Below are 23,856 nucleotides of genomic sequence, written 5' to 3' on the forward strand. Positions count from 1 at the left end.
TCCAGCGTATCCGGCCGGTCCCCGGAGCCTCCGCGCAGGTCGGAGGTCACGAACGGGTGACCGGGGAGGCCGTCACGACCCGGTTGTCGTCGTAGCCCTCCTGTCCGCCGACGTAATCGCCGCCGCACGTGACGAGCACCAGCCGGTGCGGGCCCTCGGGGTCGAAGAGTTTCGCGGATTCCGCGGCCAGATCCGATTTGTGGATCGTGCGCGCCTCGTCGATCTTGTACTCCCACTGCTTGCCCGCGGCGTCGGTGACCGTGACCATCTGGCCGGGTTTCATCCGCCAGAGCTCCTGGAACGGACCGGTCTTGCCGGCCCAGTTGACGTGCCCGGACAGCAGCGTGACGCCCTGGGCGGCCCCGACGCCGGATCCCCACCAGGCTGCTTCGCCGAGACTCTTCGGGATCGGCAGCGCACCGTCCGCGCCGACCTCCTCGGGGATCAGCTTCGCCTGTCCGCCGCCGGGCAGCTTGACGGTGCCGGGAGTCTGTCCGGGATCCGGCTGGGTGTTTCCGGCCTGGCTGCTTCCGGGCTGGCCGGCGCCGACCTGAGAGGTGCCGGTCTGCTGCTGCGGCTGCGCCACGTCGTCTTTGCCGGTGAAGAAGATCAGCACCGCGGCGATGACGGCTGCCACGACTACGACGGCCGCTATGACGATCAATGCGCCGCGTTTGCGTGCTGGTTGGGCCTGTGTCCCCTGCATCGTGCTCCCTGGTCCGGAGGTTTCTCCGGGGAGACATGCGATGGGGCGGCGCTGGGGTTGCACGGACTTTCGCCGGGCTGACCGGAGCCTTCGCCTTCTCGGGCTGCTCAGTCCGGCCGGGAGACCAGATCCGCCGTGACGATCCGGTTCTCGTCGTAGCCCTCGGTGCCGCCGACGTAGTCGCCGCCGCAGGTGACCAGGACCAGACGGTGCGGGCCAGTCTGGGCGAACCAGCCGGGGGCCTGCGCGGGCAGCTGCTCTTTCGGGATCGTGGTCGCGCCGGTGACGCGGTAGAGCCAACGGCCGCCGGACGCGTCGACGATGCTGACGTTGTCGCCGGTGCGGACGCGCCACAGGTCGTCGAAGGGGCCCTTCGTGCCGGCCCAGTTGACGTGTCCGGAGAGCACCGCCGCGCCCTGCGCCGCGCCGAGGCGGGCGCCCCACCACGCCGCGTCGGCGAGGCCGCGCGGGATCGGCAGGATGCCTTTCTGGGTGATCTCGGTGCGCTTCAGCCGGGCCTCGGAGCCGTCGGGCAGCCGGATGCTGCCGGGGCGTTGCAGGCCGATCGCCTGGCCGTCCGAGGGCAGTTCCGCGGGCGCGCCGTCCTCGCCCGGCAGCGAACCGGCAGGCGGGTCGGCCACGACGGCCGGGTTCGGGGCGGGCACCCAGGTCAGGACGATCACGCCGGCCGCGATCGCCAGGACGGCGATCACCGCTGACGCGACCGTCAGCACGGTGCGCGGCACGGTCTATTCGCCGCGGGAACGGACGACCCGCGCCGCGCGGCGCCGGCCGAGCACGATCGCGACCGCGCCGAAGAGCAGACCGCCGCCGAGCAGGCCGAAGCCGAGCGGCAGGCGCAGGTCGTCGGACGGCGCGGCGGCTTGGGCGCCGAGGTAGCCGGCCGGGACCTCGGTGGGCACCGACGGCTGCTGCACCGTGCCCCCGCTGCCCGAGCCGTTGCCCGCCGCGGCGACGAAGTTCTTCGGGATCGAGCAGCTGACGCCGCCGAGCACCATGGTGGTCTGCACGTCGCTCAGCTTGGTGTCCTTGGCGTCGCGCGCGTGGGTGGTGATTTCGACGCGCCAGCCGGCCTGCGCGGTGACGTCTCCGGAGCGCCAGCCGTCCTGCTTGATCAGCTGGTCGAACGCGGAAACGCGAGACACGACGACGTCCGAGGTGGTCTTGCCGGGGTCGCTGTTCTGCACGCTCGTGGGCGAGCCCATCTTGAGGCCGGTGACGCTGAGCGTCCCGTTGGCCGGCATCGCGACCTGCTTCAGCGCGTCGTCCTCGCCGCGCACCCAGACGCGGGCGGCGGTGGTGGAGCCGGTGACCTTGCCGGGGCCGGAGCAGTCGACCGAGCTGCGCGCGCCCTCGAGGACCAGCATCGTGTTGTCGAGCTGCTTGAGCTTCTTGCGGCCGTTGTCGCGCAGCGCGTAGTTCGTCTCCGCGACCGCGGTCGGCACGTGGGTGGTCTGCAGCGCGGCGACGACCTGGTGGTCGCGGCTCGCGATCCCGGCCGGGTACGGGCTGCCCGAGCTGTCCCCGTACTTGCCGAGGTCGATCTCGTAGTTCGGGCCGAAGGTATTGCGCTCGCCGTCGTTCTTCGGCACCGCCACCCGATCCGTGCCGAGCTGCGACTGTCCGGGCGTGAGCGGGGACCGCTGGGTCTCGGTGATCAGCGCGCCGCCGTGCTGCGGGTCGCCGCCGAGCCGCACGGACGCCACGTTGGCGAACGACACCGGCCCGGTCTTCTCGTCGACGGCCTGCCCGGCCGGAGTCTGCGCCGCGGCGGCCGGAGCCAGTGCGGGAAGTGCCACCAGGGCCGCCACCGCGGCCTTCGTCACGAAACGAGTCATGTCTCCCCACTGCCCTCCGGCAACCCCGAGCGATCCGCCACTGTACGAGACGCGACGAAACGCCCCCGCGACAACCTTGCACCGTCCGCCACGACTTGCGAAGCCGACAAGCCAAATCTTCCCGAACTCACCCGATCGGGTCACGCGGAAGGCTAGTCCCCTCGCGACCCGGCGATCACCGAGCCCGGAGAAGGAAACACTACGATGGCGGCGACGGTTATCGGCAATGACATCCGGCTTCGGAAACGCCGCCTCCGGGCAGGCCACGGTTCGCGCCGTTGCCAGGCCCGGGGGAGGCGGGACGAGGCGGGCGGCGGGACGCGAGTGGAGGCAGCGATGAAGTCGGCACCTTCGAGCGCCCTGTCCGACGGCCTGGGGGCTGGGTCTCCGGGCGTGGGGGCGGCTGGTTCGGCTGGGGCGGGAGCGGCGGAGGCAGGCTCGACGGGTCCGGCCGGGGCGGACTCGGCAACGGCCGGGCAGCACGCGGGCCTGGCAGAGACAACTGTCGCAAGTTCAGCCGCGGCGACGACCGGCAGTGGCACGACCGGCACAGACCGCGCAGCTGCGGGCGAGACAGCCGCAGCACATCCAGCCACGGACGAGGCACCAGCGGAGCACGCGAGCTCGGCCCCCGCCGGGCATGCCGCTTCTGAACACGCGGACGAGCCGGTCGGCGGCGGGCAGGCGGAGCCGCCCGCGGACCCGCCGCATCCCGTCGACGCGGGCGGTGCGGACGCCGCGGCTGACCGGTCCCCCGGCTCCGGACCGGCGGGTCTTCCCCCGGGAGTGCTCGCCGACGCGGGCGAACTGCTCCGGGCGCTCGCCGCTCCGGTGCGGATCGCTATCGTGCTGCAGTTGCGGGAGGCGGACCGATGCGTGCACGAGCTCGTGGACGAACTCGACGTCGCCCAGCCGTTGATCAGCCAGCACCTGCGCGTCCTCAAGACGGCGGGCGTGGTGCAGGGCGAGCGGCGCGGTCGCGAGGTCGTCTACCGGCTGGTGGACGATCACCTGGCGCACATCGTCGTCGACGCGGTCGCCCACGTGCAGGAAGGGAAGTGACGATGTCCTCGGCCCCCAAGCCGGTCCCGGTGCCCGGCCGGCGTTCCACGAAGCAGCGTGCGGCGGTGGTCGACCTGCTCAGCACGGTCGACGACTTCCGTTCCGCCCAGGAACTGCACGACGAACTCCGCAAGCGCGGCGACGGCATCGGCCTGACCACCGTCTACCGGACGCTGCAGTCGCTCTCCGAGGCGGGCGAGATCGACGTGCTGCGCACCGACTCCGGCGAGGCGATCTACCGCCGGTGCTCGTCGCACCACCACCATCACCTCGTGTGCCGCGTGTGCGGGCGCACGGTGGAGGTCGAGGGTCCCGCGGTGGAACGCTGGGCGGAGAAAATCGCGGCGGACCACGGGTTCACCGAGATCAGCCACACCGTGGAGATCACCGGCACCTGCGCCGAGCACGCGAGCTGACCCTCGTCCGGCGCTCTGGGCCCGCCGGGCACGCGAGCCGACTCAGTCCGGCACGCAGGACCGCCGGGCACGCGAGGCGACCCGGTCCGGTCCTGCTCGCAGGACCGCTGGGCGCGCGAGGCACCCGGCCCGGTGCCTCAGGACAGCCGGGCACTCAAGCCGTCCTGGTCCGGCCCTCGTGGCCGCCGGGGGCACGCAAGCCGACCCGGTCCAGCAGTTCAGGACCGCGGGGCACTCAGGCCGCCCAGTCCGGCACGCAGGAACGCCTGGCACGCGAGGCGACCCGGCCCGGCGGCGGAACGGTTCCGGGGCTGGCCGGAGCGGCGTGCCCGTCACAGGAAGTTCGAGGCACGGGTTCCGGGGCGAGCGGAGTCGCTGCGAGGCTGTCTGGCCGCAAGGTTCCGCAACGCAGGGTTTCGCAACTCTGAGCCACTCGGGCCGATCGCGGTCGGGTTCCGTTCGGGAGCGGTCTCAAGCTGGGGAGGGCTTGAGCGAGCGCACGAACCCAGAACCGCTCCGGGATCGGTCGGCGAGACTCAGGTGCACCGGGCGAGTGGGCGCGGCGGGCCGCGTTGCGAGGAGGTCGCGACGGAGGGGGCGGCGGCATCGCTCCTTTCAGTATTCATACGGATCCTTGGGCGCGGTGATCCGCTCGACCGTCACCGGGACCAGGTCCGGTGTGTAGCTGTTGGCTTCGGTCGCGGTGCCCGGGACGATCTGGCCTGTGACGCGCAGCCAAGTATCGCTCGGGAAGCGGTCGGCGTCGCCGCCCTTGAGGTGCACGGTGACAGGGGCCGCGTCGGCTGCGCAGCAGCTGATCACCAGGCGGGCCAACAGGGTTTGGCCTCCGGTGTGGACGACGAATCCGGAGACTTCGACGGTGCGTCCGTTCATGGTGCCGTTGGCGTCCCAGCCCGCGCGCGTGACTACCTCGTTCATCGCCATCGGCACCACGGCTCCGGCGGGGAGCGGCGGGAACGCGGCTGCGGACGCGGTCGCGGCGCTGGCCGGCAGGCGCGCTTCGGTGCGGGTGACCGAATCCGCGCCTAGAGCGGGCGGGGCGACCAGGAACACCGCTAGTACCGGGACGACCAGCAGCCAGGCTGAGCGCGCCGGGTGATGGTGGTGGCCGTGTGCGTCCGGATGGTCGGCGGCGGCTGGTTGCCGGGTTGCTTTTGCTGCGGCGCGGGCGGTCGCGATGTCGCGGATGACGGCTGTCGCGCCTAGCACCAGCATCACTGCGCCGCCGGCGATGATCCATGGCTGCTGGGCTGGTTTTACGTAGCGCAGGTAGTCGCCGTTGAGCGCGATCTTCACCAGGGCACCGCCCAGAAGAATCAGTAGCACGTTTTGGGTTTCGCGCCTCATCGGACGCCTCCGAGGAAGATCACGCCCGCGACCGTGCCGCACGCGATCGCCACCACGAAGGTGACCGGGGCGAACCGGGCGGCGAAGGATCGGCCGAAAGTGCCTGTCTGCAGGGCGAAAAGCTTGACGTCGACGGCGGGGCCGACCACCAGGAACACCAGCTTCGGCAGCAAGGGCACGGCGGTGAGCGAGGCGGCGACGAAGGCATCGGCCTCGCTGCACAGTGCGAGGACCACGGCCAGGACTGCCATCACTACGACGCCGACGATGATCTGTCCGGACAACACTTCGAACCACTTCGCGGGCACGAGAACGTTGAGGGAAGCGGAAATCAACGCGCCGAGGACGAGGAAACCACCGGCTTCCACGAGATCGGTGCGGGCGGTTTCGGCGAAGACGCGCCATCGCTGTCCGGATTGGACGTCGGGCAACCGGCGCAGCGCTCGTTCGGTGATCCAGGACAGTTTGCCCCAGCGGGCCCAGATCCAGCCCATCGCCATCGCGGTGGCGAGCGAGCCGGCGAACCGCGCGAACACCATTTCCGGGCGGCCGGGGAACGCGACCGCGGTGGCCACCAGCACCACCGGGTTCACCGCGGGGGCGGCGAGCAGGAAAGTGAGCGCGGCGGCGGGCGCGACGCCTTGGCCGATCAACCGGCGCGCCACAGGAACCGACGCGCATTCGCAGCCGGGCAAGGCGACTCCGGCCAACCCTGCGACGCCGACCGCGGCCGACGCCTTCTTCGGCAACACCCGTTCCAGCGCGCGGGCGGGCACGAAGGCTGCGATGGCACCGCTGATCAGCACGCCGAGCACGAGAAATGGCAGCGCCTGCACGCACACCGCGACGAAGACGGTGGACCCGGTTCGCAGCGCGGGCACGTCGAAGAGGTCCTGGAGCTTGCTTTGCGCGAGGACGGCGACGAGCAACACGGCACACAGGATCTCGATGGAGCTGATCCGGAACCGTCGCGTGCGGGGGCGCTCCTCGGCGGCGTTGTTGGAAAGGGTTTCCACGAAGGCGATGATGCCAGCCGGGTCCGACGGAACCCCAGCCGCCGGTGTCGCGAGGGGTCCGCTCGCGCCGGTTTTGCGTGAATGTCACCCGATTGGGAGGGAGGAAGGGGTGGAATCGGGCGGGCGGCTCGGGGATGGAGAGAGGTGCGGCAGGGACTCGGGACAGGTGGGAAGGCTTGGACGAGAGGTGCGGCTGGGACTCGAGGCGGACGGGAGGCTTGGACCAGAGAGGTTGGCGGCGAAGCGGCAAATCGAGCAGGTGCGGGACAAGAGGGGCGTGTGCGGGGCAGAACTCCGATGCCACAACAGCAGAACGGCCGACCCGGCAAACCCGCAGCGGACCAGCGCATTGAGGATGCGGGCAGCGAAGGCGAATACGGAACGGAACACGAAGCGAAACAGCTCGCACGGAGAAAACCGCGGCGAACTAACACTTCGAGCGGTACGGCTGCAGACACAGTGCGAGACCGGAGCTGAGGCGAGCGGCGGAGCAGCCGCGAACGCGGAAGCCAGCAGCGAAACCAAGCAGACAAGGGGCCAGCAGCGAACTGGGCCGAGTCGCGAAATTCGGTCCGGCTAAGGAGATCTCCGTTGCAGGAGAAACAAATGCAGGTGAGGCATCAGCTACCTCCGCGTGCGGCCAAGGCGAGCCAGACGACAAAACCCGACAGGAAACAAAAACCGGCTCATGCCCGGCGAGCAACCCGCCGCCCGACAGAAACCCGGCTCAGGCCTCCACCCCAGGCAACTCCGTCCGCAGCTGCGAAGCAGTCGAAACCACCAGCATCAGCAACGTCCCCAACGGCGACGGGTCCATCCCCTCCGCCGGGAACGCGTACCGCAGCGTCACGTCCACCCCTCGCTCCGTGTGGCCGACGCCCAGCGTCCCGAACAGCCCCTGCCCGGCCCGCTCCGCGACCGCTACCGCCAGGGCCGGGTCGTCGGGCAGGTCCCAGGCCACCACGCAGGTCAGGCTGAGGACCGTCAAACCGTCGGCGAGGCGGGTGGCCTGGATGACGCACGGGACGTCCGCGTGGGAGAACGTGATCGCGCCGTCGTCGTCGACGTGGACTTCCAGGTAGCGTTCCAGCGCTTCGCGCGCACGGGTGAGCAACGCTCCGGTCTCGGCGGCTTCCGCGGTGCTCATTTCGTGCTCCCTGCCTGGTCCACCGCGCCGCCGAACCGGCGGTCGCGTTTGGCGAAGTCGAGGCACGCCTGCCACAGGTGTGTCCGGTCGAAGTCCGGGAACAGCGTGTCCTGGTAGACCATCTCCGCGTACGCCGATTGCCACACCAGGAAGTTCGACGTCCGCTGTTCCCCGGACGGGCGGAGGAACAGGTCGACGTCCGGCATTTCCGGCTGGTACAGGTACTTCCCGATGGTGCGCTCGTCGATCTTGTCCGGGTTGATCTTCCCCGCCGCGACGTCCTGGCCGATCCGGCGCATCGCGTCGCCCAGTTCGGCACGGCCGCCGTAGTTGACGCACATGGTCATGTTGAGCTTGGTGTTGTTCTTGGTCTTCTCTTCGGCGACCTGCAGTTCCTTGATCACGCTGGCCCACAGCTTCGGCCGCCGCCCGGCCCAGCGGATGCGCACGCCGATCGAACCCAGATAGTCGACCTGGCGGCGGATGGTGTCGCGGTTGAAGCCCATCAGGAACCGGACTTCCTCGGGGCTGCGCTTCCAGTTCTCCGTGGAGAACGCGTACACCGACAGCCACTTCACGCCGATCTCGACCGCGCCGCTCGCGACGTCGATCATCACGGCCTCGCCGCGTTTGTGGCCCTCGATCCGCGGCAGGCCGCGCTGGTTGGCCCAGCGGCCGTTGCCGTCCATGACGAGCGCGACGTGCTTGGGCACCAGGTCCGCCGGGATCTCCGGCGGTTTCGCGCCCGAGGCATGCGGCTCCGGAGCCCGCAGCTCGTACCCCGCCGAGCGGGTCTCCCGTCCCCTGCGCAGCACTCGCGGCCTCCTGAAGAATGGATTTCCTACCCGGCCGACCCTACTGGGCCCGGCCCGGCGGCCTCCCGGGCACGCCGCTCCACGAGCGGGAGCGACCGCAGCTGCCGTTCCAGATGCCACTGCAGATGCGCCGCGACCAGGCCGGAAGCGTCCCGGCGGGTGATCCCGGGCGAGGATTCGGCGACCGCCCACTCCCCCTGCAGCAGCGCGTCCATCAGGGTCAGCACCTCGGGCGAGGGATGCACCGAGCCCGCGATGCGGCAGTCCGGGCACATCGAGCCGCCCGCGGCGACGTTGAACGCGGCGTGCGGGCCGGGCAGGCCGCAGCGGGCGCATTCGGTGATCGCCGGGGCCCAGCCCGCGTAGGCCATGGCGCGGAGGAAGAACGCGTCGAGCACCAGCGACGCGTCCCGCTGCCCGCCGGCCAGAGCCCGCAACGCGCCCACGACCAGCAGGTACAGCTTCAGAACCGGTTCGCCCTCTTCAGCCGAGAGCCGGTCCGCGGTTTCCGCGATCGCGGACGCCGCGGTGTAGCGCTGGTAGTCGGCCACCAGCGGCAGGGCGAACGCGTCGACGGTCTCGACCTGGGTGATGACGTCGAGCGACCGTCCGGGATAGAACTGCACGTCCACGTGCCCGAACGGCTCCAGCCGCGCCCCGAACCGCGACGACGTGCGCCGCACGCCCTTCGCGACGGCCCGGACCTTGCCGTGCCGCCTCGTGAGCAGGGTGACGATCCGGTCGGCCTCGCCCAGCTTGTGCGTGCGCAGCACCACCCCGGTGTCGCGGTAGAGGTTCACCACCCCGACATCGTCCCACTTCGGAGGCGATGCCGGGGCGTGGCGCCCTGGTTCAGCAGTAGCTGCCGGTGCAGTAGTAGCTGTGCACCTCGGACGCGGCCACGAGGCTGATGATGATCATGATGATCGCGAACACCCAGCCGAGCGCGCCGATGATGGTGGCGACGAGGCACAGCGTGCGCGTCGTCTGCGACGCCTGCTGGGCCATCGCGTAGTTGCCCTGCATCTTGTACGACTGGACTTCGTTCGACTTCATGATCGCGAAGATCGCGACGATCCACATCAGGAAGATGCAGCCGATCGCCCAGCCCTTGTAGTCCTTGATGGCGCTCATGTCGCCGCCGGGCTGGCCGCCGTAGGCGGGCTGGCCGTACGGCGCGGGCTGGCCGTAGGGCTGCTGCGGGTACGGCTGCGCCGGCGTCGCGCCGGACTGCGGGTACGGCTGCTGTCCGTAGGGCTGCTGCGGCTGGCCGCCGTAGGGCTGCTGGGGCTGCTGCGGCTGGCCGTAGGGATTGGTCATCTGGGTTCCCCCGAGTTTCTCGTGCTTACCGTGCTTTCCGTGATCCGCTGCGGATCAGGACTGTGCCGGACCGGGCTCCGGTGTCTCCGGCTTGATCATCTGCGTCGCTTCCGGCTCGGCTGCCGGCTTCACGACCTGGGTGGGTTCGGCGGCGCCGAACGCTTCGGAAGGTGTTTGCCGGGGTGCGGCGGGGCGCACGACCTGGGTCGGCTCGGGCTGCTCGAACGCCGTCGGACCCGGCTGCTGCGGCGTTCCTCCGGCGCCCGGCGCGGCGGGCGGCTGCCCGAATCCCGGCTGCGGCTGGCCCGGCTGACCGAACGCGGGCTGCGGCTGACCTGGCTGCCCGAACGCGGGCTGGACCTGACCAGGCTGCCCGAATCCTTGCTGCGGCGGGGTTCCCGGGGCCGGCGGCTGGCCGTATCCCGGTTGCGGAACCCCGAATCCGCTTGGCGCGGCGGGAAATCCGGCGTTCGGCTGCGCGGGGAACCCGCCCGAGGAGGGCTGCCCGAATCCCGGCTGCCCGGGGAAACCGCCCGGCTGGCCGAATCCCGGCGCGGCGCCCGGCTGCCCCGGGAAACCGCCCGGCTGAGGCTGCCCGAACCCGCCGGGCTGGCCGGGAAATCCGCTCTGCTGACCGAATCCCGCGACCGGCGTGCCCGAGGGCGCGGGATCGGCGGGCACCACGATCGTGCTCAAGATCTTGTCCGAGAACGTCTGCGCCTTGTCGTCCCACAGCGGCCACAGGAAACCGAGGGCGAACGCCATGCTGTCCAGCGCGTGCGCGAGGTCGCGGACGAACGCCGTCCCGGCGCCGATCGGCTCGCCGGTGGCCTCGCTGATGAGTTTGATGCCGACGATCCGTTTGCCGAGCGACTGTCCCGTGTTGCCGCCGTTGATCCAGCGGTTGAAGACCGTCCAGGCGAGATTGCCGAGAACCGCCAGGAGATAGACGATCGTGCCCGCGACGCCCGATGCCAGCGACACGAGCACGGCGATCAGCATCCCGGCCAGGAGCGGGGCGAAGTCGATGAGATAGGCACCGGCGCGCTGGCCCCAGTCCGCGTAGACGCGACCGTAGGGCTGCCCGAATCCTGCGGGCTGCGGGTAGCCGCCCGGCGCCTGCTGTCCCGGCGGCGCGCCGAACGACGGTCCGCCTTGAGGCGGGCCGCCGGGCTGGCCGTAGGGATAGGTCATCGAGTGTCCCCCTCGTTCGTGGTCTCGGCAGGCGAGTGCTGATCGCGGCCGCTGTGGACACGCCAGTGCGCGGGAGCGTACCTCGTCCATCCGGGCTGAGCCGAGCAGGTGTCCGCATCGGGTGACCCGTGGGACTCGACGGCCGCCGGACCGGTTCCGGGCACGGCGAAAACGGGGCTAACTCAGACAGACAGGCTGGTGAACGGGGCCAACGGAATGTTGCGCGCGACGAACCACAGCACGAACACGACCGCGACGACGTGCGGCGTCCAGCGCCAGTGCAGCCAGGAGCGCACAGTCCGTCCGCGCAGCCGTCCGATCGTCCAAGCGAGACCGCTCCACGCGAAGAGCGCGACGAACACCAGAGCCACCGCGTTGTAGTGCAGTGCGGCGGAAAAATCGCCGTGCAGCACGCTGTAGGCCATGCGCATCCCGCCGCAGCCGGGGCAGTCGATCCCGAAAAGCAGCTTCGTCGGGCACACCGGGAGCGGGCCACCGGGGGTCGTAGGATCGCCGAGCCACACCGCGACGCACGCGAGACCGATCCCGCCCGCCGCGGCCGCCGGACCGGCGAGAGCCCTTGCCACCGCACGGGTTCCGCGCGCCGGCAGTCCGGTGTAGACGGTGCTCAACGGAACCAGAGCACGTTTCCGGCGATCAGCAGGACGACGAGCGCGACGATCACGTACAGCCCGATCAGGATGGCGATGCTGAGCGCCGACCACATCGCCCACTTGCGCGCCTCGTCCGCCGCGCGGTGCGCTTCGGCCGCGTATCCCTGGTACCACAGGGTGTTCACCTGGCTGGCCTTGACGATCGCGACGATCCCCAGCGGCAGGCAGCAGAACACGGTCGCCAGGATCGCCCACACCAGGTTGCTGTCCGGCGGCGGCGGATACTGCGGCGGATAGCCGTACGACGGAGGGTACGGGCCCTGCGGCGGATACGGGCCGGTCATGCGGTCCCCCTGGACAAATCGGATACGGTTGCGCCCGACGCTACCCTCCCGCGTCGCCGGGCACGATCAGAACCGGTCAGAATCCCAGCCGGCGCAGCTGCTTCGGGTCTCGCTGCCAGTCCTTGGCCACCTTGATGTGCAGGTCGAGATACACCTTCGTGCCCAGCAGCCGTTCGATGTGCTCGCGCGCGGTGGCGCCGACCTCGCGCAGCCGTTCGCCCTTGTGCCCGAGGATGATCCCCTTCTGGCTGGGGCGTTCCACGTACAGCAGCGCGTGGATGTCGATGAGGTCGTCGCGGTCCTCGCGCGGGAGCATTTCCTCGACTGTCACCGCGATCGAGTGCGGCAGTTCGTCGCGGACGCCTTCGAGCGCGGCCTCGCGGATCAGCTCGGCGACGAGGGTCTGCTCGGGCTCGTCGGTGAGTTCGCCGCCCGGGTACAGCTGCGGTCCTTCGGGCAGCCGCTGCACCAGCAAATCGGCAACGGTCTGCACCTGGAAACCGTCCACAGCGGACACCGGCACGAGGTCGGCGAATTCCATCACCTCTTGGAGCGCGACCAGCTGCTCGGCGATCTGCTCCGGCTTCACCAGGTCGGTCTTGGTGACGACGCCGATCACCGGGGTGCGCCGGGCGATCTTCTTCAGCTCGGCGGCGATGAACCGGTCGCCGGGGCCGATTTTCTCGTTGGCGGGCACGCAGAACCCGACGACGTCCACTTCGGACCAGGTCTCGTGCACGACGTCGTTGAGCCGCTGGCCGAGCAGCGTGCGCGGGCGGTGCAGGCCGGGCGTGTCGATGATCACCAGCTGCGCGTCGTCGCGGTGCACGATGCCGCGGATGGCGTGCCGGGTGGTCTGCGGTTTGCTGGAGGTGATCGCGACCTTCGTGCCGACGAGCGCGTTGGTGAGCGTGGATTTGCCCGCGTTGGGGCGGCCGACGAAGCAGGCGAATCCGGAACGGTGCGGCTCGGTCACGGGCGTTGCACCTCGACCACGGCGCCGGACGGGTCGGCGCGGACGATCGGCGCCATCTTCGCGACGTCGCGGACCGCGTTCACGGACGCCTCGGCGACCAGCGCGTCGGCGGTGACCACAGCGGCGGCTTCGAGTCCTTCGGCGCCGCTGGACAACGCGGCGGCGACGGCCGCTTGCAGCGCGGTGAGCTGGAACGACGGCTGGTCGACGGTGGTCGCGGCGTAGGTGCGGCCGTCGGTGTCGCGGACCGCGGCGCCTTCGTCCGCGCCGGTCCGCGCGCGGGCCGAACGGGCCAGCGTGACCAGCTTCTGGTCCTCGGCGTCGAGGTCAGGCATGTTCGACTCTCCTGTCGTGCTCTTCGGGCTGGGGCGGGCGGGTGCGCGGGCGCGCCGACGACGGCCGGACGACCACGGACGTGATCCGCATCCGGCCGCGGCGGTCCTTGCCCCCTTCGGCGAACAGCCGAAGACCGGCGACCTCGGCTTCTGCCCCCGGCAGCGGGACCCTACCCAGTCGCTCGGCGAGCAGCCCGCCCACGGTCTCCACGTCGTGGTCTTCGAGGTCGATGCCGAACAGGTCGCCGAGGTCGTCGACGCCGAGCCGGGACGACACCCGGACCGAGCCGTCCTCGAGTTCCTCGACGTCAGGGCGTTCGTCGGCGTCGGATTCGTCGGTGATCTCGCCGACGATCTCCTCGAGGATGTCCTCGATGGTGAGCAGGCCCGCGGTGCCGCCGTACTCGTCCACCGCGATCGCCATGTGGTTGTGCGTGCGCTGCATTTCCTTGAGCAGCTCGTCGAGCCGTTTCGAGTCGGGCACGAAGCTGGCCGGGTTCATCACCGCGCCGACGACCGTGCTCGGCCCGTCCGGGCCCATGTACTCGGGCATGAGGTCTTTGATGTTGACCACGCCGACGATGTCGTCGACGGAATCGTCGATCACCGGGACGCGGGTGAAGCCGGTGCGCAGCGCGAGCGCGAGGGCCTGGCGGACGGTTTTGGTGCGCTCGATCCACACGATTTCGGTGCGCGGCACCATGACCTCGCGGGCGACCGTGTCGCCGAGTTCGAACACCGAGTGGATCATCTCGCGTTCGGAGTCCTCGACGACGCCGCGTTCCTGGGCGAGGTCGACCAGTTCGCGCAGTTCGACCTCGGACGTGAACGGGCCTTCGCGGAAGCCGCGGCCGGGGGTGATCGCGTTGCCGAGCACGATCAGCAGCCGCGACAGCGGGCCGAGAACCGTGCCGAGGACGCGGACCGGACCGGCGACGATCGTGCCGACGCGGTACGGGTGCTGGCGGCCGATGGTGCGCGGGCCGACGCCGATGATGACGTAGCTGACCACGACCATGACGACCGCGGACACCAGGATCGCGAGCCACAGCCGGTCGAACCAGGCGACGAAGGACACGGTGACCAGCACCGTGGCGGTGAGTTCGCAGGCCAGCCGCAGCAGGAGCAGCAGGTTGATGTGCCTGCGGCGTTCGGCGACGACCGCGGCGAGCTGGCGGGCTCCGACGCGGCCGGCGCGGACGAGGCCGTCGACCCTGGCTTGCGACACCGTGCCGACCGCGGCGTCCGCGGCCGCGAACACGCCCGCGAGCAGCACCAGCGTCACCGCGATGACGACCTGTGCCGGGGGGTTTCCCATGGTCGGAGCCTAGGGCGTTTCCCCGGGCTGCGGCGCGTCGAGCCCGGCGATGCCGAGCACGCGGTCGTCGACGTCGCGTTGCGCGTCGCGGGCCTGGTGCGCCGCGACCGCGGCCTGGTATTCGCCGAGGATCCGCTTCTGCAGCCCGAACATCTCGCGTTCCTCGGCGGGTTCGGCGTGGTCGTAGCCGAGGAGGTGGAGGCAGCCGTGGACGGTGAGCAGGTGCAGTTCGTCGATCAGCCGGTGGCCCGCGGTTTTCGCCTGGTCTTTCGCGAAGGCCGGGCAGAGCACGATGTCGCCGAGCAGCGCCGGGGACGCGTCGGGCGCGTCGGGGCGGCGCGAGGAGTCGAGTTCGTCCATCGGGAAGGCCATCACGTCGGTGGGCCCGGGCAGGTCCATCCAGCGTTCGTGGAGGTCTTCCATCACCTCGAGGGTGACGCACAGGATGGACAGCTCGGCGAGCGGGCTGACCTCCATTTTCTCCAGCGTGTAGCGCGCGGCGGAGACGATGGACGCCTCGTCGACGTCGACGCCGGATTCGTTGGCGATCTCGATGCTCATCGGCGGGTGCCCTTCCAGCCGCCGTTCTGCTGCTCTTGCGCGTCCTGCACGGCCTGCCACTTCTCGTACGCGTCGACGATGTCGCCGACCAGTTTGTGCCGGACGACGTCCTGGCTGGTGAGTTCGGCGAAGTGCAGGTCCTCGACGCCGCCGAGGATGTCGCGCACGACGCGGAGTCCGCTGCGCTGCCCGCCGGGCAGGTCGATCTGCGTGATGTCGCCGGTGACGACGATCTTCGCGCCGAACCCGAGGCGGGTGAGGAACATCTTCATCTGCTCGGGCGTGGTGTTCTGCGCCTCGTCGAGGATGATGAAGGCGTCGTTCAGCGTCCGGCCGCGCATGTACGCCAGCGGTGCGATTTCGATCGTCCCCGCCTGCATCAACCGCGGAATCGACTCCGGCTCGACCATGTCGTGCAGCGCGTCGTAAAGCGGCCGCAGATACGGGTCGATCTTCTCGTTCAGCGTGCCCGGCAGATACCCGAGCCGCTCGCCCGCCTCGACCGCCGGCCGGGTCAGCACGATCCGCGTGACCTGCTTGGCCTGCAACGCCTGCACGGCCTTCGCCATCGCGAGATACGTCTTGCCAGTACCCGCGGGCCCGATGCCGAAAACGATCGTGTGCTTGTCGATCGCGTCCACGTACCGCTTCTGGTTCAGCGTCTTGGGCCGAATGGTCTTGCCCCGCCGCGAAACGATGTTGAGACTCAACACCTCCGCGGGCGACGCGTCCCCGCTGGAGAGCATCCCCACAGTCCGCCGCACGGTGTCGGGCCCGACCTGCTGCCCGCCGCCGGCAAGCTGCACCAGCTCGGTGAACACCCGCTCCGCGAACGCCACATCGGCAGCGGAACCGGTCAACGTGACCTCGTTGCCGCGCACGTGCACGTCAGCGGCCAGCAGCTCCTCCGCCACCCGCAAATTCTCGTCCCGCGACCCCAGCAGGCTCAGCTGAGCCCCCTCCGGGATCGGAAATCGAACCTGTGCCTCGGCCGATACCCGATTGTCAGGTCGGGCGGCTCCACCCGTCTCAGTTCCGGCCACGTGGCCTCGGTCCTGCTTTCTGCGCACTTCGCAAGTCAACGTACAGGGACCCCATAGATGCTACTTGTCCCCGACACCCACCCGCAGCCCGGTTTCAGTGCGCTCCCGCCTGCGGCTTCCCGAACAACCCCAGCTGCTCCCCGCCCAACACATGCGCATGCACATGAAACACAGTCTGCCCAGCATCAGCATCAGTGTTGAACACCACCCGATACCCGCTGCCGGAGATCCCCTCGATCTCCGCCACCTTCCGCGCCGTCAACAAGACAGCACTCAGCAACTCCGGATCCGCCTCCGCCAGCTCCCCCACGTTCCGATACCTCTTCCGAGGCACCACGAGCACATGCACCCGCGCCTGCGGATTGATGTCCCGAAACGCAAACGTGGCGTCGTCCTCGTACACCACATCCGCCGGAATCTCCCCAGCAATAATCCGCTCGAACAACGTCTCCGCAGCACCCGCATCACTCATAAGCCCACCCTACAAAGCGCAGACGCACCAAGGCGACCAACGCACGACACGCAACCACCGCACGCACCCAACGCGACCGACGCACGACACGCAACCACCGCACGCACCCAACGCGACCGACGCACGACACGCAACCACCGCACCGTGGGGGTCCGGGGGGCTCGGCCCCCCGGGAGTAATGAGCGGAACCGCGGCAGCGAAGGATCGCGCCAGCGATACGAAGACGCCGCGGCGCGGTGGAGCCTGGGGGTCGCTCCACCGCCGCCGCGGCTCCGCCGGACCGAGGGGGGAGGTGCCCGGCGGGGTTCTGGTTCGTACTCAAGAGTAATGCCCGCCCGCGGGCGGGCTGAAACCCTTGTGTTCGCACGTTGCGAAGCAGAGTAGCCGCCGGGGGTGCGGCGCGCCATCACCTGGTGCGGATGTTTAGGGGTTCTGCCGGGTTCTCCGGGTTATGCGTCAGTGCCAGCGGCCGGTGAGGACGCCGAGTGCGCCTAATGCCACCGCGGCCGCGGTGGAGGTGCGCAGGACGGTCGGGCCGAGCCGGACCGTCGTGGCTCCGGCCTCTTCGAGGGCGGCGAGTTCGTCGTCGGTGATACCGCCTTCAGGACCCACGACGAGGAGGATGTCGCCTCCGCCGGGCAGGTCGAGGTCGGTGAGTCTGCTGGTGACGCCGGATTCGAGGACCAGCGTCGCGGACATCGTCGCGGCCAGCTGCGCGAGTTCGCGCGTGCCGACCGGTTCGGCGACGGCGGGCACGTGGGCGCGGCGGGCTTGTTTCGCGGCCGAGCGGGCAGTTGCGCGCCAGCGGGCGAGTGCTTTTTCGCCGCGGGGTCCGTCGTCCCAGCGGGCGACGCTGCGGGCGGCGCGCCAGGGCACGATCGCGTCCGCGCCGGCTTCGGTGGCCAGTTCGACTGCGAGTTCTCCGCGGTCGCCCTTGGCGAGCGCCTGGGCGACGTGGACGCGCAGCGCGGGCGGTTCCTCTTGCCACCGCTCGAGAACGGTGAGGGTGACCGTTGCCGCGCGGCCTGCTTCGACGGCGTCCACGGCGCAGCGGGCCATCGCGCCGGCGCCGTCGGAGAGCACGAGCTGCTCCCCCACGCGCAGCCGGCGCACGGTGGCCGCGTGCCGGGCTTCCTCGCCGTCGAGCAGCGCCCGGCCTTCGGCGGGCACTGCCGGGGCGAGGAAGACCGGCAGGGTGGTGTCCGGCACCGTCAGCGGTTCTTCGCGCGCAGCTTGGAGAACAGGCCGCCGTGCTTGCTGCCGTTGGCGGCGAGCGTCGGGACTTCTTCGCCGCGCTGCTGGGCGAGGTCGACGAGCAGGTCGCGCTGGGCCTCGTCGAGCTTCGTGGGCACCACGACGTCGATGTGCACGTGCAGGTCGCCGCGGCCGTCGACGCGGCCGGACGAGCGCAGCCGCGGCATGCCCTTGCCGGTGAGCACCAGTTCGGTGTTGGGCTGGGTGCCGGGCTCGATGTCGAGTTCGTAGTCGCCGTCGACCAGGGTGGCGATCGGGACCGTCGCGCCGAGCGCCGCGGTGGTCATCGGGATCCGGAAGTTGCAGTGCAGGTCGTTGCCCTCGCGGACGAACACCTCGTGCGGGGCCTCGTCGATCTCGACGTAGAGGTCGCCCGCCGGGCCGCCGCCGGGGCCGACCTCGCCCTGTCCGGACAGCCGGATCCGCATGCCGTCGCCGACGCCGGGCGGGATCTTCGCGGTGACGCCGCGCCGCGACCGGATCCGGCCGTCGCCGCCGCACTGGCGGCACGGGTCGGGGATGACCTCGCCGAAGCCGCGGCACACCGGGCACGGGCGCGCCGTGACGACCTGGCCGAGGAACGACCGCTGCACGGACTGGACCTCGCCCGCCCCGCCGCAGGTGTCGCACGTCTTGGTGCTCGTGCCCTCGGCGGTTCCCGCGCCGCGGCACAGGTCGCAGACGATCGCGGTGTCCACGGTGATCTCGCGGTCGACGCCGGTCGCGCATTCCTCGAGGGTGAGGCCGAGCCGGATCAGCGCGTCGGAGCCGGGCTGCACGCGGCTGCGCGGCCCTCGGCCGCGCCCGCCGCCTCCGCCCGCGGCGCCGAAGAACGCGTCCATGATGTCGCCGAGCCCGCCGAAGCCCGCGAACGGGTCGCCGCCGCCTCCGCCGCGGCCGCCCCCGTCCATCGGGTCGCCGCCGAGGTCGACGATCTTGCGCTTCTGCGGGTCGGAGAGCACCTCGTACGCGGTGGTCACCTCGCCGAAGCGGTGCTGGGCGTCCTCCGACGGGTTCACGTCGGGGTGCAGCTCACGGGCCAGCTTGCGGTACGCGCGCTTGATCTCCTGATCGCTCGCGTTCTTGGCCACCCCGAGGATCCCGTAGTAGTCCCTCGCCACGTTGCTCTGCCTTCTCCTTCGTGTTCCGCCCTCGCCGCCGGTCAGCGGCCGGACAGGATCTGCCCCACGTAGTTGGCGACCGCGCGGACCGCCGCGATCGTGCCGGGGTAGTCCATCCTGGTCGGCCCGACGACGCCCATTCCCCCGAGCAGCATGTCGTCCCGGCCGTAGCCGATGGACACGACCGAGGTGCTGCGCATCTGCTCGTCCTCATTTTCCTCACCGATGAGCACGGTGACCGCACCGGGGTTGCGGGCCGCGGCGAGCAGCTTCAGCACCACCACCTGTTCCTCGAGCGCTTCAAGCACCTGGCGCAGCGAACCGGGGAAGTCCGCGACGTTGCGGGTGAGGTTGCCGGTGCCGCCGAGCACGATCCGCTCCTCGGGGTGCTCGACCAGCGATTCGACCAGCATGGTGCAGATCCGGGTGAGGTGGTCGCGCAGGTCCGCGGGAGCGGCTTCGGGCAGTTCGGCCACGTTCGCCGCCGCGTCGGCGAGGCGCCGCCCGGCGAGCGCGCCGTTGAGCACGGTGCGCAGCCGCAGCACGGTCTCCTCGGTGACCACGTCGCCGAGGTCGACGGTGCGCTGGTCGACCCGGCCGGAGTCGGTGATCAGCACGAGCATGAGCCGCGCGGGCGTGAGCGGGACCACTTCGAGGTGGCGCGCCACGGTGTTGGTGAGCATCGGGTACTGCACCACCGCGACCTGGCGGGTGAGCTGCGCGAGCAGCCGGACCGACCGGCGCAGCACGTCGTCGAGATCGGTGCCGGAGTCGAGGAAGCTGGTGATCGCGCGCCGCTCGGCGCTCGAGAGCGGCTTGATCTCCGAAAGCCGGTCGACGAACAGGCGGTAGCCCTTGTCGGTGGGGATCCGCCCGGCGCTGGTGTGCGGCTGGGCGATGTACCCCTCTTCCTCGAGGGCCGCCATGTCGTTGCGCACGGTGGCACTGGAAACGCCGAGGTTGTGCCGCTCGACGATCGTCTTCGACCCGACTGGCTCCTGGTTGGAGACGTAGTCGGCGACGATCGCCCGCAGCACCTCGAAGCGACGCTCGTCCGTGTTCGCCACCGGCACCTCCTTCGCGGTCGTCCTGGTACTCACAACGAGTTTACGGACCCGGGAGTGCCCGGTGCGCCCTCCGGTCCGGGCAGCGCCGGGTAAATGGCGGGCAAACAATTTTTAATAGCGACGAACCGGGCAACTCGGATCTTAGCTTGCACCGGGAACCGGAACCCGGTTTTCTGCCTCGGAAAGACTATGAACCACGCGATCCGAAAGCAGTGGCCGACATGAACGCACTTTCTCCCGAAATCGCCGAAATCCGGCAGCGGGCCGCCGAGGCGCAGGAACGGCTGAAGCACGTGTCGGCGACCGCGACGAGCCAGGACGGCGCGGTCACCGCGACCGTCAACACTGCCGGTGCGCTGCAGGAACTCCAGTTCGGCTCCCGCGCGGACGAGATGCCGCGCGCCGCTCTGGCCGCCGCCGTGCTGGCCACCGCGCGACGCGCCCAGGCCCAGGCGGCGCAGCAGCTGACCGCGATCATGGCTCCGGTGATCGGCGAGAACAGCGACGCGATGAAATTCCTCGAAGAACAGATCCCGGAACCGGAAGTTCCGGAGGAACCGGCGGCGCCTTCGACGCCTCAGCCGCAATTCTTCGACGCCCAGGACGATTCCGCCGCACCGCCCGCCCGGCCCGCGCCGCCGTCCCGGCCCGCGCGCCCGGCGGCCGACCCGGCCGAGGACGACGACTACTACAGCGGCGGCTCTTTCCTGGGGAGGAACTGATGACCGGACCTCACGTCGACCTTCCGTCGCTGCGCGAGCACAAGAGCGAGGTAGAGAACATCGCGGCGGGCGTGCACACCGCGGCGCAGGCCACCGAGTCCGGCCAGCCGTTCGGGGACGACGCGTTCGGCATCGTCGGCCAGGTGTTCGCGATGCCGCTGCAGATCTGGATGTCGATCGCGACCTCGTTCGTCGAGGACGTGGCGGGACAGGCCGACGACATCGCGGACCGGCTCCAGCAGGCGCACGATCATTACGACAACCACGAGAAGCAGACCGTCGGCCACATCAACGGCCTCGGCAAGGAGCTGCCGGAATGACCGAGACGCAGGAAAACCCGCTGGTCGCGAAGTCCGAGTCGCCGAGCGGCCTGACCACGAACATGGGGTCGTCCTCGAACGAACTGGACAATCTCAACGCCCAGACCTCCGGCTCCGGCATGCTCAACGACGTCGCGGCGACCCTCACCGACGCCCGCAAGGGCGACTGGGGCAACTTCGGCGTGGACGTCGCCACCGACGGCCTCGACCTGCTCGGCGCCGCGATGGACCCGCTCGGCACGCTGGCCAGCGCCGGGGTGGGCTGGCTGATCGAGCACATCAGCTTCCTCAAGGAGGGACTGGACCAGCTCGCGGGCAATCCTGAGGCGGTCACCGCCAAGGCGGTGACCTGGTCGAACATCTCGAAGCAGCTGAACGAGAGCGCGGACCGGTACGAGCAGGCGGCCGGCAAGATCGCGCCGGACTTCCAGGGCCAGGGCGGCGAGGCGTACCAGAAGACCGCGAAGGGCTACGCGGACACGCTCCGGGGCGCGGCCGGGCACGCGAGCAGCGCGTCCACCGGGATGAACGTCGCCGCCGCCCTGGTCGGCACGGAGCGCGGGCTGATCCGCGACATGATCTCGTCGTTCGTCGGCGAGCTGATCGTCAAGGGCATCGCCGCGCTCGCGTCGTCGTGGTGCACCTTCGGCGGCACGGTCGCCGCGTTCATCGCCGACACCGTGGTCGAAGGCGGGATCCTGGCGGAGAAGATCGGCACCCGGATCGCGAAGGTCGTGGAGAAGCTGGACAAGCTCGCGGAGAGCGCGGGCAAGTCGAAGGCCGCCATCGAGCAGGCGGCGAACGCGTTGCGCAAGGTCGGCAAGGCTGCGGGCAAGGTCACCGACAAAAGCGTCGACATCGCCGCCGGGCTGGAGAAGAAGGCCGGCGACCTCAAGCAGGCGGGCAAGGCCGAGAGCGCCGCGGACAAGGCCGAGCGCTGGACCAGCTCGGCCAAGGAGAAGGTGCCGGGGCGCGAGCACTTCGAACACGCCGGCGAGACGTATTCGGAGGACGGGCGCAAGTTCTTCAAGCTCCAGGAATGGGAGAAGGGGGAAGGCAGGCCGCCGTTCACCATGGCCGACTACGCAGGAGCGGGCACCGAAGCCCGGCGGCAGGAGAACGAGCAGTACGACCGGTACTCCGAAGGCTCCGAGGCCTACGGGAAGGAGCACGAGAAAACAGAGGGCGGCGGCGAAGGCGGCACCGGGGAGTGAACAGCGAAACCGTGCAGGCGGCCGCCGACCAGGCCAACCGGGAGGGCCGCCTGCATCCGTCCCAGCGGACCATGGTCTTGAACGCCGGTTTCTCGATGGCGGTCACGTGGATCGTGCTGTTCGTCGCCGCCGCGGTCCTGGCGCCGATCGGCATCGGCGTCAGCGGCGACGAACTGCGGACCTTGAACGCGGTGCACGCCGACCTCGGCACCCCGCCGGTCTCGTACTGGTCGATGAACTGGCAGGTGTACCTCCTGACGGTGTTCTTCCTCGCGCTCGCGGTGTTCCCCGGGCGAATTGTCCGGCAGCGGCTGGCGGAGGTGCGCAGCGGCAAGCTCGACGTAGTCCCCGGCTGGACGCACGACTACGGACACGTCACCAAGATCCCGCCGCGGGGGCAGCACGCGATGTACCTGTACGAGATGACCGACCGGATCAAGTTCACCTATCTCGTCGTGCACGGCAAGACCTACCGGCTCGACTACGACCTGCGCCACCGGGTGCTCGGCGGACGCACCAACGCCGCGATCATCACCCCGCGCAGCAAGATCCTGGTCAACGTGGTCGCGGCGTGACCGCGAAGGCCGATCCCGGCGAGGTGGCCGCGGCCAATCTCGCCGGGCGGCTCCACCGGAGCCAGCGCGGGGTCGTCGTCGACGCCCTCTTCTGGGCGATCTGGGCGTTCACCGCCGCCATCTGCGCGGTCGGGGTCGTGGGCGTGGTCAAGTCCGGGTTCACTGCCTCCGCGTCGGCGGCGGCGGTGTTCGCCGTGGTGACGGTCGCGGCCGCGATCCGGTTCAGCGTGCGGCGCTGCGCCGAGTTTCGCGAACCGCTGACTGTCATCCGAGGGCCGGCGCACGACTTCGGCTCCGGTCCGATCACCGACGACTACCCGATCGGCCTCAAGCACACCCCGCGCGGCCCCGGCGAGATCGAGCGATGGCAGCTGCGCGCGGGCGGGCGCACTTACCCCGTCCAGCGCGCGCAGTGGGATCGCATGGCCGCGGAGCGGATCACCGCCGTCTGCGTCCTGGGGAACGGGCGGTGGCTGGTGAACATCGTGCTCGACGGCGGCGCCCGATGAAACCGGACGCGAACCCGGCCGAGGTCGCGACCGCGAACCTGGCCGGGCGGCTGCACCCGTCCCAGCGATCCCTGCTGGTCGGCGGATGGTTCCGCCTCCAGCTCGGACTGGCCGGCGTGCTGATCGCGCTCGCGATCGTCCTGCCGCTGACCACGAGCGTCCTCGACGGGCCGCACCGCGCCCAGACTCTCGGCGCGGCGCCGTTCGTGCTCATCCTGATCGTGGCCTTGCTGGTCAGCTGCCTGCGCAGCTACCAGAACCTCAGCCGTCCGCTCACCGTCATCACCGGCTGGACCCACAACTTCGAACAGGACGGCCACTCCCACGCCTACCCGATCTGCGTCCGGCACTACTTCGCCCGCACCTCGCAGTGGGAGATGAACGCGGGCGGCATCACCTACCGGCTCACCGAGCGGCAGTTCGAATCGCTCCGGCCCGACCGGAACAACACCGTCTGCCTGATCCCGCGCAGCAAGCTCGTGGTCAACATCCTTCCGGCCTGACCCGC

At 70.3% G+C, this 23,856-nt stretch carries 28 protein-coding genes and 1 pseudogene; 8 read left to right on the forward strand and 21 right to left on the reverse strand.

Annotated elements, in window-relative coordinates; all coding sequences use genetic code 11:
- Positions 1-46: 46 nt before the first annotated feature.
- From ACZ7OI_RS20445 to ACZ7OI_RS20455, 3 genes are all read right to left on the reverse strand, one after another.
- Entirely contained in the window at positions 47-706 is a 660-nt protein-coding gene (locus ACZ7OI_RS20445) for a class F sortase (protein ID WP_470265765.1), read from the reverse strand.
- Positions 707-813: 107 nt separating this feature from the next.
- Positions 814-1,452, reverse strand: coding sequence for a class F sortase (locus tag ACZ7OI_RS20450; RefSeq protein ID WP_470265766.1), 639 nt, complete (start codon positions 1,450-1,452; stop codon positions 814-816).
- Between the two features lie 3 nt (positions 1,453-1,455).
- A complete protein-coding gene (locus ACZ7OI_RS20455) occupies positions 1,456-2,565 on the reverse strand; it encodes a hypothetical protein (protein ID WP_470265767.1) in 1,110 nt (369 codons plus the stop codon).
- Between the two features lie 765 nt (positions 2,566-3,330).
- On the opposite strand from ACZ7OI_RS20455, the pseudogene ACZ7OI_RS20460 reads away from it, so the two are divergent.
- Both ACZ7OI_RS20460 and ACZ7OI_RS20465 read left to right on the forward strand, forming a co-directional pair.
- Positions 3,331-3,627: pseudogene (locus ACZ7OI_RS20460) on the forward strand (ArsR/SmtB family transcription factor); the annotation flags it as partial.
- Positions 3,628-3,629: 2 nt separating this feature from the next.
- On the forward strand, positions 3,630-4,043 hold the full coding sequence (locus ACZ7OI_RS20465; protein WP_470265768.1) for a Fur family transcriptional regulator: 414 nt from the start codon (positions 3,630-3,632) through the stop codon (positions 4,041-4,043).
- 615 nt (positions 4,044-4,658) lie between these two features.
- Here ACZ7OI_RS20465 and ACZ7OI_RS20470 read toward each other — a convergent pair.
- The 18 genes from ACZ7OI_RS20470 to hrcA all read right to left on the reverse strand — a co-directional run bounded on the left by ACZ7OI_RS20470 (position 4,659) and on the right by hrcA (position 20,008).
- Positions 4,659-5,411, reverse strand: a complete 753-nt coding sequence (locus ACZ7OI_RS20470) for a TIGR03943 family putative permease subunit (RefSeq protein ID WP_470265769.1) — start codon at positions 5,409-5,411, stop codon at positions 4,659-4,661.
- Positions 5,408-6,427, reverse strand: coding sequence for a permease (locus ACZ7OI_RS20475; protein WP_470265770.1), 1,020 nt, complete (start codon positions 6,425-6,427; stop codon positions 5,408-5,410). The genes ACZ7OI_RS20470 and ACZ7OI_RS20475 overlap by 4 nt, the downstream gene beginning before the upstream one ends.
- Positions 6,428-7,154: 727 nt before the next feature.
- Positions 7,155-7,574 carry a YbjN domain-containing protein gene (locus ACZ7OI_RS20480; RefSeq protein WP_037813576.1) on the reverse strand — a complete coding sequence of 140 codons (420 nt, stop codon included), beginning with the start codon at positions 7,572-7,574 and terminating at the stop codon, positions 7,155-7,157.
- On the reverse strand, positions 7,571-8,389 hold the full coding sequence (locus ACZ7OI_RS20485; protein ID WP_470234603.1) for an isoprenyl transferase: 819 nt from the start codon (positions 8,387-8,389) through the stop codon (positions 7,571-7,573). The genes ACZ7OI_RS20480 and ACZ7OI_RS20485 overlap by 4 nt, the downstream gene beginning before the upstream one ends.
- Before the next feature lie 26 nt (positions 8,390-8,415).
- Complete coding sequence (gene recO, locus ACZ7OI_RS20490) at positions 8,416-9,192, reverse strand: DNA repair protein RecO (RefSeq protein WP_470265771.1); 777 nt, start codon at positions 9,190-9,192, stop codon at positions 8,416-8,418.
- 49 nt (positions 9,193-9,241) lie between these two features.
- Positions 9,242-9,709: a CD225/dispanin family protein gene (locus tag ACZ7OI_RS20495; protein WP_470265772.1), complete on the reverse strand. Its 468-nt coding sequence runs from the start codon at positions 9,707-9,709 to the stop codon at positions 9,242-9,244.
- Positions 9,710-9,763: 54 nt separating this feature from the next.
- Positions 9,764-10,903 carry an RDD family protein gene (locus tag ACZ7OI_RS20500; protein ID WP_470265773.1) on the reverse strand — a complete coding sequence of 380 codons (1,140 nt, stop codon included), beginning with the start codon at positions 10,901-10,903 and terminating at the stop codon, positions 9,764-9,766.
- A gap of 182 nt (positions 10,904-11,085) precedes the next feature.
- The gene (locus ACZ7OI_RS20505) at positions 11,086-11,535 is read right to left on the reverse strand and encodes a DUF2752 domain-containing protein (protein ID WP_470265774.1); all 450 of its coding nucleotides are present in this window, start codon (positions 11,533-11,535) and stop codon (positions 11,086-11,088) included.
- Complete coding sequence (locus tag ACZ7OI_RS20510) at positions 11,532-11,861, reverse strand: CD225/dispanin family protein (protein ID WP_470265775.1); 330 nt, start codon at positions 11,859-11,861, stop codon at positions 11,532-11,534. The genes ACZ7OI_RS20505 and ACZ7OI_RS20510 overlap by 4 nt, the downstream gene beginning before the upstream one ends.
- Before the next feature lie 76 nt (positions 11,862-11,937).
- Positions 11,938-12,837, reverse strand: a complete 900-nt coding sequence (era, locus tag ACZ7OI_RS20515) for a GTPase Era (RefSeq protein WP_470265776.1) — start codon at positions 12,835-12,837, stop codon at positions 11,938-11,940.
- Entirely contained in the window at positions 12,834-13,172 is a 339-nt protein-coding gene (locus ACZ7OI_RS20520; protein WP_470234596.1) for a cytidine deaminase, read from the reverse strand. Before ACZ7OI_RS20520 ends, era begins: the two co-directional genes overlap by 4 nt.
- A complete protein-coding gene (locus ACZ7OI_RS20525) occupies positions 13,165-14,490 on the reverse strand; it encodes a hemolysin family protein (protein ID WP_470265777.1) in 1,326 nt (441 codons plus the stop codon). The genes ACZ7OI_RS20520 and ACZ7OI_RS20525 overlap by 8 nt, the downstream gene beginning before the upstream one ends.
- Positions 14,491-14,499: 9 nt before the next feature.
- Positions 14,500-15,051, reverse strand: coding sequence for an rRNA maturation RNase YbeY (gene ybeY / locus ACZ7OI_RS20530; RefSeq protein ID WP_470265778.1), 552 nt, complete (start codon positions 15,049-15,051; stop codon positions 14,500-14,502).
- On the reverse strand, positions 15,048-16,094 hold the full coding sequence (locus ACZ7OI_RS20535) for a PhoH family protein (protein WP_470265996.1): 1,047 nt from the start codon (positions 16,092-16,094) through the stop codon (positions 15,048-15,050). Before ACZ7OI_RS20535 ends, ybeY begins: the two co-directional genes overlap by 4 nt.
- Positions 16,095-16,188: 94 nt before the next feature.
- On the reverse strand, positions 16,189-16,566 hold the full coding sequence (locus ACZ7OI_RS20540; RefSeq protein WP_470265779.1) for a histidine triad nucleotide-binding protein: 378 nt from the start codon (positions 16,564-16,566) through the stop codon (positions 16,189-16,191).
- A 456-nt stretch (positions 16,567-17,022) separates the two neighbouring features.
- Positions 17,023-17,775 carry a 16S rRNA (uracil(1498)-N(3))-methyltransferase gene (locus tag ACZ7OI_RS20545; protein WP_470265780.1) on the reverse strand — a complete coding sequence of 251 codons (753 nt, stop codon included), beginning with the start codon at positions 17,773-17,775 and terminating at the stop codon, positions 17,023-17,025.
- A 2-nt stretch (positions 17,776-17,777) separates the two neighbouring features.
- Positions 17,778-18,941, reverse strand: a complete 1,164-nt coding sequence (gene dnaJ / locus ACZ7OI_RS20550) for a molecular chaperone DnaJ (protein ID WP_037813614.1) — start codon at positions 18,939-18,941, stop codon at positions 17,778-17,780.
- A 41-nt stretch (positions 18,942-18,982) separates the two neighbouring features.
- Positions 18,983-20,008 (reverse strand): heat-inducible transcriptional repressor HrcA, encoded by a 1,026-nt coding sequence (gene hrcA, locus ACZ7OI_RS20555; protein WP_370935682.1) that lies wholly within the window; start codon positions 20,006-20,008, stop codon positions 18,983-18,985.
- Between the two features lie 221 nt (positions 20,009-20,229).
- On the opposite strand from hrcA, the gene ACZ7OI_RS20560 reads away from it, so the two are divergent.
- From ACZ7OI_RS20560 to ACZ7OI_RS20585, 6 genes are read left to right on the forward strand one after another with little or no spacing between them, the layout of a single operon-like run.
- The gene (locus ACZ7OI_RS20560; protein WP_470265781.1) at positions 20,230-20,730 is read left to right on the forward strand and encodes a YbaB/EbfC family nucleoid-associated protein; all 501 of its coding nucleotides are present in this window, start codon (positions 20,230-20,232) and stop codon (positions 20,728-20,730) included.
- The gene (locus ACZ7OI_RS20565; protein ID WP_470265782.1) at positions 20,730-21,050 is read left to right on the forward strand and encodes a type VII secretion target; all 321 of its coding nucleotides are present in this window, start codon (positions 20,730-20,732) and stop codon (positions 21,048-21,050) included. The genes ACZ7OI_RS20560 and ACZ7OI_RS20565 overlap by 1 nt, the downstream gene beginning before the upstream one ends.
- Positions 21,047-22,264: a PPE domain-containing protein gene (locus ACZ7OI_RS20570; RefSeq protein WP_470265783.1), complete on the forward strand. Its 1,218-nt coding sequence runs from the start codon at positions 21,047-21,049 to the stop codon at positions 22,262-22,264. Before ACZ7OI_RS20565 ends, ACZ7OI_RS20570 begins: the two co-directional genes overlap by 4 nt.
- A complete protein-coding gene (locus ACZ7OI_RS20575; RefSeq protein WP_470265784.1) occupies positions 22,261-22,839 on the forward strand; it encodes a hypothetical protein in 579 nt (192 codons plus the stop codon). Before ACZ7OI_RS20570 ends, ACZ7OI_RS20575 begins: the two co-directional genes overlap by 4 nt.
- Entirely contained in the window at positions 22,836-23,348 is a 513-nt protein-coding gene (locus tag ACZ7OI_RS20580; protein ID WP_470265785.1) for a hypothetical protein, read from the forward strand. The genes ACZ7OI_RS20575 and ACZ7OI_RS20580 overlap by 4 nt, the downstream gene beginning before the upstream one ends.
- Positions 23,345-23,851: a hypothetical protein gene (locus ACZ7OI_RS20585; protein ID WP_470265786.1), complete on the forward strand. Its 507-nt coding sequence runs from the start codon at positions 23,345-23,347 to the stop codon at positions 23,849-23,851. The genes ACZ7OI_RS20580 and ACZ7OI_RS20585 overlap by 4 nt, the downstream gene beginning before the upstream one ends.
- Positions 23,852-23,856: the final 5 nt, after the last annotated feature.

The organism is Amycolatopsis sp. NPDC114503 (genome assembly GCF_055633655.1).